At 66.8% G+C, this 16,592-nt stretch carries 8 protein-coding genes; 3 read left to right on the top strand and 5 right to left on the bottom strand.

Features of this window, described 5'->3' with window-relative positions; translation table 11 throughout:
- Positions 1 to 50: 50 nt before the first annotated feature.
- Both VSR01_RS17780 and VSR01_RS17775 read right to left on the bottom strand, forming a co-directional pair.
- Positions 51 to 884: a transposase family protein gene (locus tag VSR01_RS17780; protein ID WP_326449367.1), complete on the bottom strand. Its 834-nt coding sequence runs from the start codon at positions 882 to 884 to the stop codon at positions 51 to 53.
- Between the two features lie 72 nt (positions 885 to 956).
- Positions 957 to 1,448, bottom strand: a complete 492-nt coding sequence (locus VSR01_RS17775; RefSeq protein WP_326449366.1) for a hypothetical protein — start codon at positions 1,446 to 1,448, stop codon at positions 957 to 959.
- A 601-nt stretch (positions 1,449 to 2,049) separates the two neighbouring features.
- Here VSR01_RS17775 and VSR01_RS17770 point away from each other — a divergent pair.
- From VSR01_RS17770 to VSR01_RS37805, 3 genes are all read left to right on the top strand, one after another.
- Positions 2,050 to 2,340 carry a hypothetical protein gene (locus VSR01_RS17770; RefSeq protein WP_326450204.1) on the top strand — a complete coding sequence of 97 codons (291 nt, stop codon included), beginning with the start codon at positions 2,050 to 2,052 and terminating at the stop codon, positions 2,338 to 2,340.
- Complete coding sequence (locus VSR01_RS17765; protein WP_326450203.1) at positions 2,337 to 4,133, top strand: hypothetical protein; 1,797 nt, start codon at positions 2,337 to 2,339, stop codon at positions 4,131 to 4,133. Before VSR01_RS17770 ends, VSR01_RS17765 begins: the two co-directional genes overlap by 4 nt.
- A gap of 295 nt (positions 4,134 to 4,428) precedes the next feature.
- Positions 4,429 to 4,863, top strand: a complete 435-nt coding sequence (locus VSR01_RS37805) for a WhiB family transcriptional regulator (protein ID WP_045558105.1) — start codon at positions 4,429 to 4,431, stop codon at positions 4,861 to 4,863.
- Between the two features lie 527 nt (positions 4,864 to 5,390).
- On the opposite strand, the gene VSR01_RS17760 is transcribed toward VSR01_RS37805, so the two are convergent.
- The 3 genes from VSR01_RS17760 to VSR01_RS17750 form a co-directional block, all read right to left on the bottom strand.
- Complete coding sequence (locus VSR01_RS17760; RefSeq protein ID WP_326450202.1) at positions 5,391 to 10,325, bottom strand: DEAD/DEAH box helicase; 4,935 nt, start codon at positions 10,323 to 10,325, stop codon at positions 5,391 to 5,393.
- 138 nt (positions 10,326 to 10,463) lie between these two features.
- On the bottom strand, positions 10,464 to 14,315 hold the full coding sequence (locus tag VSR01_RS17755; protein WP_326450201.1) for an Eco57I restriction-modification methylase domain-containing protein: 3,852 nt from the start codon (positions 14,313 to 14,315) through the stop codon (positions 10,464 to 10,466).
- On the bottom strand, positions 14,309 to 16,489 hold the full coding sequence (locus tag VSR01_RS17750) for a helicase-related protein (protein ID WP_326450200.1): 2,181 nt from the start codon (positions 16,487 to 16,489) through the stop codon (positions 14,309 to 14,311). Before VSR01_RS17750 ends, VSR01_RS17755 begins: the two co-directional genes overlap by 7 nt.
- Between the last annotated feature and the right edge of the window lie 103 nt (positions 16,490 to 16,592).

Here is a 16,592-nt window from a genome sequence, read left to right as displayed (position 1 = left end):
CGGGGTGCTCGTGCAGGCCGAGGGCCTGATCGTCTTGGGGTGATCGTTCGTCACCGTCGGACCTCGGAGTTCGCTAGGACGAGCAGGGCCCGCAGCAGGGTGGTGGCGTGACGGGCGTTCATGCGGACCTTGGTCAGGACGCGCCAGGTCTTCAGGTTCGCGAAGCCGTGCTCAACGGCGGCGCGTTCGCGGCTGACCAGCCGGTTCGCCTCCCTCTCGGCGTCGGTGAGGCGGCGGGAGCGCGTCGCCTTGCGGCCGGTGATGATCACGGGATTGTCGTCAGGGTCGTCGTCCAGTCCGACGAAGCCGAGGTCGGCAAGGGCGCCGAGGCCGGCCTCGCGCAGATGCGCGGTGATGTGGTCGTGGCGGGCGGCGGTGATCTCGCTGGCCCGGCCGGGACGGGCCGAGGAGATCCAGATCAGGTTGCCCTTCTCATCGGTGAGAGCAAGGAAGAGCAGGCCGTGGGCCTTGTGTTTCCCGCTGTAGTTCTTGCGGTTGGCCGCCCCGGTGCGGCGGCGGGTGCGGACCAGGGTGCCGTCCAGCAGGACCACCGCACCGCCGGAACGGGCGATCTTCTTCAGGGCGCGGTCCAGACGTGGGGCCTTCGCGGCCAGCAGGTCGAGTACTTCGAGGACCCAGCGTCGGACGGTGGCGGCCGAGACCGCGTTGCCGCCGGCCATGTCGGCCAGGCGCTGGTCGTGACGCAGGACAGCGAGCACGACGATCGCCTGGGTGCCGGGGGCGGCCTTGCGCCAGCGCGTGCCCAGCTGCTTGCGGCGCCGGCGTATCAGTCCGGCGACGAGATCGACGGTCCGCTTCGACACGGGAAGCCGGACCTGGTAGACAACACCGGGAGAGCCCCCGGCGGGCGGCTGCTTCTTCACACAGGCGCCAACTCCTGCCGGGGGTCCTCACGTTACGGCCGAAACCGGCCGATCCGCCCGGCGTCAGCGTGGTCAGCACGGCAGATAGCGCCCGGAGCCGTTCCGGGCCAGCCAGCCCCGGCCGGACAGCTTGCGCAACTGCCCTCGGACCGGCTCGACCTTCCCCGGGGTGTTCTCCCGGCCCAGCGCGAGCGCGACGTCCTTGGCCATCACCGGCCCCGCCGCAGCCGTCACGATCTCCATGATCCGCCGGTACTCCGGCGTCAGCACCTCCACCCCCATGCCCTCCTCACGGTCGGGAACCAGCCGCATCCCGGCCGCCCCCGGCGTCACCACCACCACCCGCTCCGGCTCCGGCTCCGGCTCCGGCTCCGGCTCCGGCTCCACGATGCCCGACGGCCGCCTTCCTCCGTCCGTCGCCTCGGCCCACTGCCCGAACACCACCTCGGCCGCCTCCAGCCGGCCCAGCTCGACGTCGATCTCCGCCAGTTCCTTGCGCAGCAGCTCCGCCCGCTCCGTCAGCCGCATCCGCCGCTCGATCGTCCACGTCAGCACGTCCACCATGCGCCTCCCTCCCGCTGCGGAACCTACGAGACGCCCGGATGCGCCACCCCAGAATCCGCGAACCGGCCCGTGGCAGATGATCACCTGCTAACGATCACGGCCGAGAGCAGCGCGAGCGCGTCAATCGCCACCCACACCAGCGGCCCGACCTGCGAATTCAGGATGAAAATCGATCATTGTGGGCGCCGCTCTGGCGGGCTCACAAAGCTGCCATGGTCGCTCGGCCGCGCCGATCGGCCACAGGGCATCCGGGCCGACGGGATCCGCAAGACCACACCACTCGGTGGGACCTCGCTGTCGTCATGAGCCGCGGCAAAGAAGCCCTGTTCCCGCGAAAACCACCTACCACAATTGTGCGCCCAACGGGTGTGGAACCAAGGGACTCTGAGAGGGTGTCACCCCTGCTGCTAGCGTTTTCGGGCAGTCACATCAGCGGACTCAAGCTCCTCACCTTCGCCATGTTGGCGGTGGGCGGCAACGCCGGCAGTCGAAGCCGGTACGTCTCGGAAGTGCGGTCGAGCGTGCTGATGCCGTCTCGGACACATCGGGTCTTGCCCGGGCGAGCTGAGGGGGAGAACGGGAAACAGCGTGACCGATCTCCTTGGACGACCACGGCGTCCAGGTGCGTGCCTGGATGGACCCCGGGACGAAGATCGGAGAACACCTGATGGAGCCATCATCCGGCGCGGGCGAGACCGTACTGCCCCGCCCTGTCGAAGCGCTGCCCCTGCCTGCATTGGCGACCGCAGCACGGAAGCTTGCCGACAAACTCATCGAGCACTTCACCATGGGCGAGCCCGCAGCGTTGGCGCTCGCGCAGGCTGTCGTCGACCCCTCTGCTGCCCGCCGGGCGGCAGAGTCCCCGAGCGGCTGCGGGTGCCCGGCGGCGTGATCCTGGCCATCCGGGCTGACGTATGGGCGCGGTATATCATCCCAGACCCGCGAAACCCGCGGATCGGTCCGTCGCGCCGGCACCCGGCCTCGAACCTGATCGGCACTGGCGAGAGCACGCGCTTCCGTCCGTTGGCCGAGCCCATCGCGGCGTCAGGGAGTCGCCCGGAACTCGTGCAGAGGCTCGCGAACCAGGAACACCTAGCGTGGGCGGCACAACTGTCCAAAGAGTACGTGCTTGACCACAACGATTGGCGCGAGTCCCTCCGTCACCAGGGAGTGATGACAGAGGTGTGGCTGGCCGCGACGGCTTTTCAGCACGAGGACAGCACACCCGGGGTAACGGTTCCGGTCACGGTCGAGGGGTCGAGCCGAGTGACGTGCGCCCACGACCTGCTCGACCTCAGGTCCGCCGACGTTCCGTACCTGCGGGACACGGCGAAGCTGCGTTCCCACATCCGCAAGCTCAACGCGGCGATCACGACCGCAGGCGACCCGGCACAGGTTGACCCCGAGGTGGCGGTCACCGTGCGTTGCGAACGGCTTCCGGCGCTTCTGCTGGTCGGTTTCGAGCCGCATGACGGCACCACCGCTGACTTCGGAGTCGCAGTGAAGTCGTTGGTCGCACTTCGGCACGTCGACTCCCCGAAGCCGTGGGGTGAAGCCGCAGAGAACGAGGCCCTCGCCGACGCCGTGGTGGACGAGATCGAACGGCGGAAACTGATCACTCCTGCCAAGGCCGACTGGCTACGCGGTGCCCTGACCCCCGACCAGGCGATGGCGGCCGGATTCAACGACGACCCGTCCGTCCGGGCGGCGGCAATTGTCCGGCTCTTCGCCGAGCGTAATCAGACGATCCACGCTGCTGTGCGGGTCGCCATCACCGGACAGAGCACCCGCAAGAACATCACCACCAAGCTGCTACTCGACGTTGCTTCCTCTCTGGTCATGCGCTCGGTTTCGGAAGAGGACTCCCGCAGGCGGGAACGGATGCGGAAGTACCTGAAGTCGGCCTTCCCGGGTGAGCTGGCCAAGGACTGGGAGGCCACTTTCCGTGGGACGGAGGAGCTGGCCCAAGCCGCACTTGAGGAGGTGGCAAAGGGGGAGCCAGGCGCGGCGACCCGGGAACTCGCGGCCCGCAGCGCCTATCCCCTGGTGATCAACGGCCAGCTCACGGGTGACCGTGGCTCAAGCAACAACGATCAACCCGATCGGCGGCACCCAGGCGAGGTCATCGACCGTATGCGCAGTACCCAGCACGGTGTGCACCAGCTGAAGCAGACGCTCCTCGACTCTGCGGCGGGGCGCAGGACCCGCAAGGTGGACGAGACAGGACGGGTCACTCAGAACGACGACGGCCGCGACATCCTCGTCACCGACGCGGACCTCCGCCGAACCTTCCCACCCGCCGGCGAAGGTCCATCACCCACACCGGCCCCTCGGAACGCGGCTGAGATTCTCGGGAATGCCCTGCATGACCTGGCCACTTCGATCCAGGCGGTCGAGGGTGCGGTTAAGGTCGTGGAGGCGGTCAGGTCCGACGATGGGACCCGTGCTATCGATTCGCTGGGCGCCGACCGAGCCGACTGTGAGGCGTGGCGAAACGTCCTGCAGGACGTCCTATTCAAGCTGCCTGTCTGGCAACAGCGGAGTGTCCAGCGACACGGGATTATCGCCGAGGACCCGTACGACCTCGATGCGGACCGTGACGACGAGGAAGCCGAGGAATCGGACGACGAGTTCGACGGTCAGTCGACCGATGAAGATTCGCCGCCTCAGGACGAGGTCGTTTGAATCGCTCGCCCCCGGAGTTCTCCGGATAGGCATAGAAACCCGGCCGCGTGCCGGGAGCCGCGACGCGGGTGAACGGTGAGGCCCACCCACCCGACCAGGGCGAGGGCGGCAACGCCGGCTTTCCGGGCTTTTGCTTGGGAAGCCGGTACACCTCGGGGCCGAAACCGCAAGCCGCTGCCGCTTGCCGTCACACCGGGCGTGACCCCGGAAGACATCAAGTGGGTGCGCCGGGCAGTTCCGAGCTCACCCTGGCTATTCACTGTGGACCGGACATGGCCACGAGCTGGAGCACTCGATGGACAGCCTGCAATTCCTCGTCGGCCGCGAACAGGAGCTTCGCGATCTGATCCAGTCGTCTCAGCACCGGGACTCAGTCCGTGCGGCTTGCAGGGGCGTGGACGTGAGTCTCTACCATCCCGAGGACGGGGAGCGGCCCGCCGAGGGTCCCTTGGCCGTATGCGTCGGCTGCGGGGGCCGCTTGGAGTGCCTAGCCCTGGCGCTGCGGGCGGAGGACCCGGAAGCCCGTCACGGTTGGTACGGCGGCCTCGGCCCGGCAGAACGCGACCGTATCGCGGCAATGCTCCGGCTTGCCAAGAGTGCAACGCCCCTGCCGGACCGAGCTCTCACGGCCATCCGTCTGGGCCGAGACGGATGGCGGATCAACGACATTGCGCAAGTGCTTGGTTGCTCCAGGCGAACCGTTCAGCGCTATCTCGGTTCCGTGCGCTGACACGAAGGTGGCACTGCCGCATGCGCATGGGGTGCTCACCGGGCTGCCGAGACCGACTCAGAGAAGACACCGCGTCCACGTCGAACCTCACAGTTGGGGTGGCGGGAATTGAACCCACGACCCTTGCGCCCTGAATGAGGATCGGGCGATGAGCTTGCCTGGCTCGATGCTGTTTCCCTGTTCAGGGGGGTGGTACCGACTGGTTTCGCGCGGCCTAGAAGAGGGCCCGAGAGCGAGTCGGCTCCCAGGGTGGGGCACCGACGAAACGCGGGGCACGCGTGACGTGTCCTTGGGCCAGTTCATGCTCCAGCACTGCGAGCACGTCCATACGCCTACGCTGTACCGACCTGACGCTGACCTGCAGGTCGTGAGCGATAACCGTGCCCTCCTCGCCCTGCCTGAATCGCTCGGCCGCCTTCAAACGCAACTTAGTCCTCGCTGCCCACTGGCCTACCCGCCGCCACCCATAAACCTGATGCTTCCGGGGAGGCCAGCGTGGGCGGCCTACCCGGAAGCAGTTGACTCCGTCAGGCTTCGGCGGCCAGGTGCGCCAGAACCTCCTGCGCGCACTGTTCGGCGTTGCGGACGATCTGACCGCCCCAGAAAGACAGGACAGTCCAGCCCTGGGTACGCATGGAGTCGCGCTTGGCCTTGTCGGATGCCTGGCGTTCGGTGGTGTGGTGGTGCTTCCAGCCGTCGCAGAAGACGGCGACCTTCTGTTCCGGCCAGGCGAAGTCGGCGATGGTGACCGGGCGGGGCGTGCCGTCGGTGGATCCGCGGTCACCCCACGAGTGCTGTGCCACGCCGCGGGGGACTCCGATCGTCATCAGGGCAATGGCGAGTCGTCGTTCGATGGCGGAGCGGGGACGGCCGTGGAAGGCGTCAGCGTAGCTGGGTACCCGGTGTCCGTCGACGTCTGGCGCGTTGATGAAGCGGCGCAGGAAGTCGGCAGCGATGCGGCGGTCGAGCAGGTCTTCTTCGAGCTGGTTTCCGTAGGAGCGCAGGCAGGCATAGCAGGAGCGCTCGCAGGAGCAGTCGTCGAGGACCGGGACGAGGGCAGCGGCGACTTCGCCGAAGCGGGCGGCGAGCTGGCGAAGGTAGCCGGCGCCGCCGGGGACCTCTTCGTACAAGACGGCGAGGCGGAAGGTGGCGTCTTCGCCTTCCGGGTCGGGTCGGGGCCAGTCGAAGCCGGCCACTTCGTCGTCGCCGGCCTGCAGGATGACGCGGCAGCCCAGGTCCAGGGCGGCGCGGGTGCTGGCGAGGAATTCCTCGAGGTTGTCCGGGCGGATGTCCAGTGCTTCCAGGTCGGGGAGGACCTGCAGGCAGTCCACGCGCCGTTCGACCTGCAGGATGCTGGGAACAAGCTGGTGGTTGGTGCAGATCGTGTCGTGGAACTTCTGGCGGTCCCGCTGGGCGCGTGTGGGGGCAGGGCCGGGGATGGCGTCGAACCACAGTCCGCAGCTGCTGCACACGATGAACCGTTCGCTATTGCTCTGGTTCCTGGCGATGCGGCCCCGGTTGAGGATGGTCAGCTCTGCGCCACGCTCCCACTGCAGGACCAGTCCGTCGCGCTCGAACAGGTACGTCTCGGAGGTGTTGGGGGCGCCAAGGTGATGGGTGACCTCGAAGGGGGAACGGGAGCGGTGTTCTTCGTCGGCCGAGATCCGCTGGCGGCGTGAGGCGCGCATGGCACGCATCGGGACACTGTGCTGAGGGGTCAGGTCGTCGCTGTCGCAGGACAGGCAGTGCGCGCTGGTGGAGTCGTTGACGGTGTCGCAGCGGTTGCACAGGTTGATGGAGTCCAGCGCGCCAACACCGTCGGAGTTGACGAGGTTGGCGCGGCGGAAGTCGACTTGGTCGACGAGCCACTTGTCGCCGCGGGCGTAGACGAGCTGGCCGGGGGCGTAGTCCTTGAGCGCCTGGACGGAGTCCTGGGCGAGTTCAGCCGTCTCGCGCTGCAGGGAGAGGGTGGTGGTGTCGGTGGGGAAGGCGTAGGAGGGCAGGAATCCGACGTTGCTGAGATAGGAGAGCGTGTAGGCGCGGATGCGGTCACCGCTGCGCATGGCTTCCAGGCTGGCGCTGATGCTGCTGACAGCGCGGGAGGCTTCCTTGTTGCCCGGCTTGCTTGTCGCCTGGGTCCATTCCTCGAGCAGGCTCTTTTGCCGGAGGCGGTAAGACTCGACGGCCTCGTCGAGGTCGGTGATCCAGTTGTCGACCACCGCGCGGGCCCAGTCTTCGGTGAGCCAGGGAAGGTCGTCCTGAGCCAGGCCGAAGCGGAAGGCCGCGTGGATCTGGGCCGAGATGCGATCCCGTCCGTCGGTGAGGGCGATCTTGACCTCGCCGATTCCCTGCAGCTGTCCGGCTGCGTCTTCGGTGACCAGGCCGCGCATCCACTGGGGAAGGCTCTGGCCACAGAGTTCGAGGGCCATGGCACGGGCGTGGCGCTGCAGGACGCGCTGGTTGTCCAGCAGGAAGGCCGGCGGGCGGATGGCACCGCGGATCATCTCCACGGGGCGGGCGTAGTAGTAGCTGTCGTGCGGCATGCCACCCGCAAAGGTCACGATCAGCGCGACCCGTTCCTCGCGGCGGCCGGCGCGGCCCGCGCGCTGGGCGTAATTGCTCGGGCGCGGCGGCACGTTGCGCAAGATGACGGCGAGGAGCTGGCCGAGGTCAACGCCCAGTTCCAACGTCATCGTGCACACCAGCAGATTGAGGTCGCCGTCCTTGAACCGTTCCTCTATGTCTTCCCGATTCTCCAGTGGCACCTGGCCGGAGTGCTCCTCGGCCTTGACGACCAGGGGGGCGTCACTGGCGGCCAGCAGCCGCTCGTGGTCGTCGGGATCGCCCTGCCAGGACGCCATGGTGCCCTTGCAGTTGAAGGTGGCGCATCTGTTCTGCGGTGAAGGGCCGGGCTGTACGGCGCGGCAAGCGCCGCACCGGTACATCGTCTCGGAGGCGGGCCGCACCTCCACCGCCTGGGGCCTGACCTGACGCAGCTGAATGCGGGACCTGCCGGTGCCGACCTGGGTGCTGGTCAGAAGATTGTGCTCGGCCAGCAGGTCCACGGCTTTGCGCACGCCGCGCTCACGGGCATCCGAGTTGGTCACCAGAGGGAACGCAGTCCTCACCAGGCGGGCGGCGGCGCCCCGGTGGCTCAAGGCCAAGGGGTTGGCTCCGGCCACCGTGACGGTGGTCTCCCCGTAGCCGGTGACGGAATGACCCATGCCCATGGTGGCGCCGGCGTCGATGAGCTCGGCCTCAGTCTTCGCGTCCAGGCGCTTGTTAAGCAGATCGTGGCCGAGTCCGCCGCGCGTGCGGACCAGGTCGAGCATGCGCGCCAACAGCCACCGGGCCGCCGCCGTGCCCCCGCCGAGGGTGTCGGTGATCGGCTTGAGTGCATCGTCGCTGAGGGCCTCCAGGCCCGGGTAGCCGATCGTAATCAGACCCAGGCGTTCCAGGGTCGGGGGACGCCGCTCATCGCTGGCGAGCTCGCCCAGCAGGTCCCATTCACACACGCGCAGGGCACGGCGACGGGCGTCCTTGCCCGCCGGGTCGTCGTAGAGCCCGGATATCTGACCGCGCCGGAAGACGTCCTCGACGAGACTGTTGAAACTCGCGGGGGGATCCTGGGCACGCACACGGTCGGCGATGCTGTCCACGATGAGGTGACGCACCTGCACGGCGCGGGCGCGGTCGCGCAGATCGCCGGCCTGGAAGGCGGTGTCCTGCCGCGAGTCAGCGAAGATCAGAAGCCGGCGCAGCATCTCGTCATCGCTCTGTGCCGCCAGCCCGGTGTGCAGGCTGAACGCGGCGGCGGTGACGGCCGCTGCAGTGCGGGCGGTGAATTCCTGAACGGCGCCGTGCGACGACCGCTGGTAGCCGCAGACCAGGCAGCGCGTCAGTGGACGGTCAGGCTCGGGGATCGCGACGGAAACCTCGCGGGTGGCGGTGCCGCAGCCCAGGCAGGTCGTACCGTTGGCGTCCTTGCCGCAACGCGTGCACCGACGCGCCGGGTACCAGTTCCTGTTGCCCGTCCGTGGCACCTCCAGGGGCTCCTCGGCCGTCAGGCGGCGGGCGACATAGCGGACGACCGGGCCGTGGGGTTCGTCTCGTTCCAGGTCGTAGTCTTGGCCGCAGCCCAGGCATACACCCAACGACATGGTGGCCTTCGCGCCGCAGTCCGTGTGACTGCAGGTGGTCGCGCCATCCAGCAGGAGGTGCTCGGCCTCGCCGACGCAGCGTACGGGGGTGGGTAGGCTGCGCAGGAACAGGTGGACCTTGGCCTCCAGGACGGGCGGGCCCGCCGGGGTGTGGGTGTCGGCGCCCAGCAGCAGCCATCCGGCGACCTCGTCCTCCAAGGCATCCCGGTCGGCGCCAGCGCGCTGCGGAAGGACCGCCAGGGTGTCCACGAGTTCGTCGACGGTGCTGGGGTGTGCCAGGTGTGCGCGCAGCAAGTCCAGCACCGGGCTGGCCTGCGGATCACCGAGCACGGCCCGCAGGCGCTGAGTGTCCCCGCCGTCGGCCAAGGCGCGGCGCAGCAGATCGCGGTCGGGGGCTGGCCCGATCGCGCTGTGGTCCGGTTCCGGCTGAGGGATGGCCGTCTCTTCGACGATGGCGTTCACGTCGAACGGAGCGGCGAACAGGCTGCTGGCGAACTCCGCGGTGCGCTGCAGGTCCACGTCGTGGTCGCCCCCGGCGCTCACGGTCGCGGACAGCCCAACGCAGACCAGCCCGTCGACATCGACGTGGCCGCGCAGACGTCGCACCAAGCCAGCGATCTCGGTACCCAGCGCCCCCTGGTAGGTGTGGATCTCGTCCAAAATCAGATGGCGCAGCACGCCGTTGCGGAACAGCTCCCGATCATCCCGGCGGGTGAGGATGTACTCCAGCATGGAGTAGTTGGTCAGCAGGATGTCCGGCGGCGTCTCCTGCATCCGCGTCCGCTCGTGCTGCGGAGTGGCCCCCGTGTATACGCCATAGGTCAGGCCGAGCTTCTCGCAGGCGGCCTTGACACGGTCCTCCTGGTCGTTAACCAGCGCATTCATCGGATAAAGGGCGATTGCCTTGACCCCGGGCCGGTGCCCGTTGTCGAAGGCATGCGCGATGACAGGGATCAGGAAGGACTCGGTCTTACCGGAGCCGGTACCTGTGGCCACCAGGGTGTTGAGGCCCTGGCGGATCCGAGTGATCGCCGTGACCTGGTGCGTGAACAAACGTTCCACCCGAGGGAAGGCCCCGGTGACCTCCATCGGCAGGCCGACGTCGGCAGCGAGCTCGGTGAGCGTCGCGTCCAGCTGGTAGCGCGGCTGCACGGACAGGTAAGGGCCGTTCCACAGAAGCGATTCTTCATCCACCATCCGCTCCAGACGGGAGCGCAGGCTCTGATCGGCAATCGGGTAGGTGGTCCAGGTGAACCGCCGATAGTCCTCGCGCAACCGATCGGCCAGCTCCAGCGGGTTCATCCCGTGCTCCTCCTACGCCCGTTGTTGACCACTTGGGTGCGCACGTGGGCCTGTCGTTGTGTGTGGAGGCCCACGTAGCACTCGAACGTCGAGCGTAGTGGCGGGTACTGACAACAGCGCCTGCATCGGCGGCGAAGATCAGCCAGCCAAGCGCGCGAAGTGCTCCCGGACAAGCTGCTTGTACTCCTCGCCAGGGCGAACCGGGCTGCCCTCGGAATCGGCGCTCTGCCGGAAGTCGGCCAAGATCAAATCCAGCTGCGATGCCGACAATCCGTAGAGATGGGCCACCCGTGCATCGAGTTCCGCCCGGAGGTTGTACTCCTCATCTTTGGCAAGCGGGGCGCATTCCACGCCGAGCACTTCGGCCAGCTCACGGAACTCCGGGGTACGGCATGTGAGGCGTCCCGATACCCGGACCACTTCAGCGCCGTCTCCATGGTCAAGGGGGACGTCAGGCACGGGGAGCGTTGACATGATTGCTTTGCTCACAGTGCTTGATACCTTCCTCCTGACGACGAAATCCAGCGTTAGACTGTTCAGTAGCGCAACTACGAATGCCATCGCTTCTGAGCTCAGGGACGTGCGGTAGCCGTTTGCCGTGTGGTCAAAAACGGACCGATAGAAGAAGTGCATCTCGGTTACTGCTGTCCCTGGAGGGAGGATGGCGGAAATCAAGGTGCGCTCATCACCGGCACGTGCTTTCTTACGCAGGCATGGACGGTATGAGTCGGCAGGAATTTCAAGCGTTCCTTGCCGGGGGCCCGGGGTGCGCAAGAAGCGCTCCCCTCGGGACCGTGTCCTGGATCGCACATCCTTTTTCTTCGCGCGCTTTCGGGCTCGGCCTACGAGTGCGGCTTCGCCAATATCTTCCTTGAGTCGGTTGATCGGTTCCGAGAACTCGTGGACGTATTGATGGATGTCTTTTCCATCTCGCATCGGCATGCCGGTGCCATCCGGGGCGAAGGAGGCGCGGTCGTCGGAGATGTTGAACTCGCGCCCCCATTCAATATTCCATCCGCCTGCTGGCATTTCATCCAGGAAAAATGGGCGGTCCTTGTAAATCGCCTCCATGAGATGAAGCAGTGCGGGATCTCTGGCATCTGGTACGGCGAGTGATTCAGGGTCTAGCGCTTCAAGGGTTGCGCGTGAGATTGGCAGTCCGCGGGAATCTAGGTCGAGTAGATGGTCGACCTCGGACACATCGGCCGCGAAAGGTAGCGGGTCCGTGGGGCCACCGCGGCCAGCGACGAGCAGTAGGAACTGCTCGCTTCGGTGAATCGGAAAAATTCCTTTCGTGTTATCGCACAGGACGAAGCGGTCAATGGTGAACCGGTCGAGGAGTTCGCGGCGGTGGTCCGCTGTCGACACGTCCGACGAGACGCCGGAATCGATGACCAGTCCGAGTCGCCCCTGAGGGGACAGTAGGGAGATTTCCTTCTCCAGGAAAGTGCGATAATAGTTGAAGGCGATTCCATGAGAGTACAGCATGGTATACGCCCCTGAGGACTTGATGAAAGACTTAACGCCGTCGAGCCTCGTGTCCTCGTCCTTCTTTGCGGCTTCGATGTCTCGTCGTTTGTTGAGTTCTCTCTGCCGGAGGCTGCGCTCTCCCTGTTTCTTCAAGAGTGAATATGAGGGGTCAAAGCGGCCATAGAATTCTGCTGCCTTAAAGGTAATGCCCTCCCAGGGAGGGTTTCCGATCATGGCATCGAAGCCGGCGTCGACGCGTCGCTCCCCATCGGCGTCAAAAAATACCTCGGGGAATTCCACTTCCCAGTGGAAGGGGCGAATCTCGGTGCGCGTCCGGCCTGGGATGTCGGCCAATCCGCTCCGTAGATCTTCACCGCGCTTGATGCTGTCATACCCGGAGAGCCATTGTCCTGAATTGTTCTTGAGTTGCTCGGTGTAGAAGAACGGCGCAACCCACCAGTCCCCTAGGGCGCGTAGCCTGGTGAAGTCGTCGCTGTCGAGAAGTCGCGCAAAGCGCTGCTCCTTGGCGCGGACTTGCAGGCGGTCCTCCGACGGATCGTGTGCCAATTTCTCGCGTACTCGCACAAGGGCGGAAAGGTCGGGCTCTTCCACTGCGAAAAGAGAGTCCTGCAGCTCGTCGATGGTGCTGGCCTTGCGCTGGACGCGTCCTCCCTGAGCAGGCAAAGGGACTCCTGTCCAGCTGTCGATTCCCGCACCGATCACCGCATTGCCGCAGCGCAGGTGCGCGTCGAGGAAGGACAGTGGCTTCCCGGCCGCCGCAGTGGTCAGCCAGAGGGAGACTTTGGCGAGCTCGACGGCCATGGGGTTGAGGTCCACACCGTAGATGCAGCGTTCGACGATCAGGCGGCGGTAGGCGGCGCGCTCGGCATCGTCGAGTTTGTGATCGAGTGTCTCGCCATCCCGTGCCAACGCTTCGCCGTATGCCTCGGTCAGCTGGTGGACGGCAGGGACGAGGAAAGCTCCGGACCCCATAGCGGGGTCGCAGATGCGGAGGCTGAGAATTTGCTCGGGGGTGGCGTCCTGGACGAGGGGGCGCAGGGTTTCACCGACGACGAAGTGCGCGAGGGGGCGGGCAGTGTAGTACGAGCCGGAGCCCTTGCGCTGGCCACTCGCCTCGAAGAGGTAGAAGGTACCGGTGCCGTAGGGCTCGATGATTTCGGCGTTTTCCGGCAACTGGTCGGTGCCGAGCACTTGGACCAGGGCGGATTGGCCGCGACCGATGCGGGCGAGGACCTTGGGTGTGTCGGCGATTTGAGGCTCGAAGGAGAGTAGGCCCTCGTAAATGCTGCCGAGTTGCTCGACGCCGAGTTCGCGGTAATTGACTGCTCGACGCCCTACTGGGGGTTTGCTCTTGTTGGTGCTGCGCTCTGCTTCGGTCCAGGAGAGAGCGTCGATGGCGTCGCGGACAAAAGTATCCCCGACAGTCAGGTCAGGCGCCTCCAGGAGTGGACACTTGGCGGGGTCGAAGAGGCCGCCGTTGAAGCCGGTGATCTGGAGTTCGCCGGCGTCGATGCCGTCGCGCAGCAGCGACCACTGGGCGCTCAGGGAGTTCCAGAGGAAGCCGCCGTCGGGTTCCCAGGCCGCGTCGGCAGTGAGGATGTCCTTGCGGAGGGCTCGCAGAGAGTAGCCGCGGTCGTATGAAGGTGTGCCGACGGGCAGGAGGCCGCGGTCTTCCGCGTACGCGACGAACAGAAGTCGGTAGGCGACCTTCAGGGCGTCGGCGAAGAGGTCACGGGGCTCGGGAATGGCCTGTCCATGTAGCCGCCAGTGGTGCAAGGCACCGTTGGCGATGGCGCTGATGGCGGTGCGTACACCGCTGGAGAGGTTTTCGCTGACGGAGGTGGCGGCGTCAGAGCTGGCGTCTTCGACGCGCTTCCACAGGATCTCGCCAGCGTCATCGAGGATGAATGCTTCGGGGCGCAGCAGGGCCCACAGGACGCGCCATTCGTGGTCGTCGCCGAGTTCGGCCAGGCCGGCTAGGTCGACTGAGAGGTAACTGGCTTCGCCGCCAAGTCCCGGGTCGCGCCGGATCACCCGCAGTTCGGTGCCGTTGCTGAGCAGGACGGCAGGGAGCTTGTGCTCGCGGGCACAGACTTCGGCTTGGCGCTGCGGGCGCAGCTTGCCGGCCCGGCGACCGGTGGGGGATGCGTCCAGGTGCTGACCGGGCGGGGTAATGAGCACAGAGACGAGGTCGTCTGTCGCAGACTCACCGTCGGTGTCATGTGCGCGGCCCAGGACGGGTTCCTCTATCGCTGGGAGGCTGCCGAGGAAAGCCCAGCCGAAGCAGGAGAGCCAGCTGAGCATACGCTTGCGGGTGTCGCTGGCGGTGCTGGTCTCGTCGATGTCAGCGACCAGGCGGCGCAGTTCGCGTTTGGCGTGGCGGATGCCGTCCGTGGCGTCCTCGGCCCCGATCCGGTCGCGCTGTTCGCGGAGGAAGAGGGCGGGATCGGAGAGGTAGTACGTCGACAGGGTGGTGCCGGCGACGGTAATGTTCAGCATTCGGACACCTCCACGCACACGATGCAGCCGACTGGTTCGCCGGGTGTGACCTCGGCGACTTGGAAGCCTCGGCTGAGCGCCTTGCGGCGTCGGTCGAATTCGGCGTCGACGGCGGCGGTGGCCTCGTCGACGGTGTGGAAGGCGCCGTGTCCGGTGTCGGCGAAGAGGCCGAGCTGGATGGTGTCACCGGCTCCGGTGGCGAAGCGCCGTTCGGCTTCGGCGAGTTCGGCGGCGTGCCAGCGGTCCAGGTCGGCGTGTAGGTGTTGGGATTCGGCGGTCAATTGTTCTCGTAGTTCGTCGGCTCGTGCGGCGATGCGGCGGGAAGCTTCCTGCTGCCCGGTCAGGACAGCGGCCTCGAAACCGGCGGACAGTTCCTGACGGGCTCTCTCGACCGGGTCGAGGCTGCCGGTGGGGGCGGGGCGCTGTCGCAGTCGGCGCAGGTCGGCGGATGCGTCCTGGCTGGGGGCGGCCGGGGTACCGGCATCCGTGCGCGGGACGAAGACGGGGACCAGGGGCTCTTCCAGGACGCGGTTGTCGTCGGAGGTGATGCGGCCCACATAGGTGAACAGCCAGCCACTGCCGCCTCCGGCGACGGGACGGACTGCGACGCGGCCGCCGTCGCGGTCGTCGTACAGGCGGGTGCGGACGCGCTGGAGGACCGCGCGCACCAGGGGGTGGGCGGGGGTGAGGAAGGCGATCCCGCGGTGCTCCGGCTCCAGGGCGACGGAACGGCTGAATGTGGCTTGAAACGCTTCTTGGGGAACGAGGGGATATTGCTTGAGGAGCGGTCCCGGCTCGATGGTCACGATTTCTCCGTTGCCGGTGACCTGGCCGTCGCACTGTCGGACCACGGAGGTCACCAGTTGCCGGAATTCCTCAAAGTCCGGCAACAGCCAGCGGGCCTGCTCACGGGCAGCCACGGTTTCTTCTTCGACCTGTTTCTCGTTCTGCATGCTCTGCATGAGGACGAGGGCACCGCTGCGTTCGAGGTAGTCGCGGACCTGCTGAACCGCACGCTCCAGGCGCTCCTCCAGATCGTGGGCGGAGGCGTCTTCGAGGAGGCCGTCGATGACGTCGCTGCGGCCCGCTACCCCCAGGACATCGCTGCTGGAGCCGAGCTGTTTGGTGATGGTGGACAGCTTGTCGCGCAGCCGCTGGAGGATCTCCTCGTCGCGGGTCTCGGCCAGGTAGAGGTAGCTGATCTCGACGACATGCTCCTGGCCGTAGCGGTCGACGCGGCCGTTGCGCTGCTCCAGCCGGTTCGGATTCCAGGGCAGCTCGTAGTGGACCACCACATGGCAGGCATCCTGGAGGTTCAGCCCCTCGCCGGCCGCGTCGGTGGCCAGCAGGATCGCCCCTGGGGTGCGGGAGAAGCGCTCCAGTACCTCGCGGCGCTTGGCCAATGGGATGGTGCCGTCGATCCGCAGCAAGGGGCTGTGGCCCAGGTTCTTCTCCAGGTAGTCCAAAGTGTCGCGGTACTCGGTGAACAAGATGACGCGCTCGCCGCGCCGCCCGGCCCGAAAGCCCTCCAGCCATCCCTGCAGGCGGGTGAGCTTGCTGTCATCACCCGGGCTGAGGGATTCGACCTGCTCCAGAAGCTTGCTGACCAGGCGCTGTTCCTCGCGTAGGTCGTCTTCGGGAAGATGGGCGGCCACGCCCTCCAGCGCGAGTTCCTCGGCAGCTCGCAGGTCTTCCTCGGGCAGCGCGGTGTCTCCTCGGTACTGCTGCAGGACGTCCATGCGGTGCCGGCCGGTGTGCTCGACGGGCGGGATGCCGAGGTTCTCCGCCCGGCGACGAAGGCTCTGCAGCAGCGCGTACGGGCTGGACAGAGCCCGCTTACGAAGCACTTCCAAGGCGAATGCCTGGACGTAATAGGAGTCGGTGTCGCGCAGGGCGTGAAGAACGCGCTTGCTGTGCCCGCGAAGCCGTTGGTGGATCTCCTTTTCCCGGCTGGTCGGCCGCACCTCGATGGGATTCGGCGGCAGGCGTCGGCTGATCGGTTGCGGCGGCTCACCGCGAGTGACCTCGTCCTTGAGGCGGCGCACGATATACGGCTGGACCAGGTCGGTGTCCAGTCGTCCGTCGTCGGCTGCCAGGTGTGGGGAGAGGAGCTGCAGCAGGCTTGCGAAGGATTCCTGGTAACCGTTGTGTGGCGTGGCCGACAGCAACAACATCTCCCGGCTGTGGTCGGCCAGGGCCCGAGCCAGGCGGCTACGGTCGGTGGCGCTGGAGCGCCCCTCCCCGCATACGCGCGCGCTACATGGTGGGCCTCATCCA

This window comes from Actinacidiphila sp. DG2A-62 (assembly GCF_035825295.1).
Taxonomy (GTDB): domain Bacteria; phylum Actinomycetota; class Actinomycetes; order Streptomycetales; family Streptomycetaceae; genus Actinacidiphila.
The sequence above is the reverse complement of the archived record's forward strand: the minus strand, read 5'-3'. Positions and strand labels throughout refer to the sequence as shown.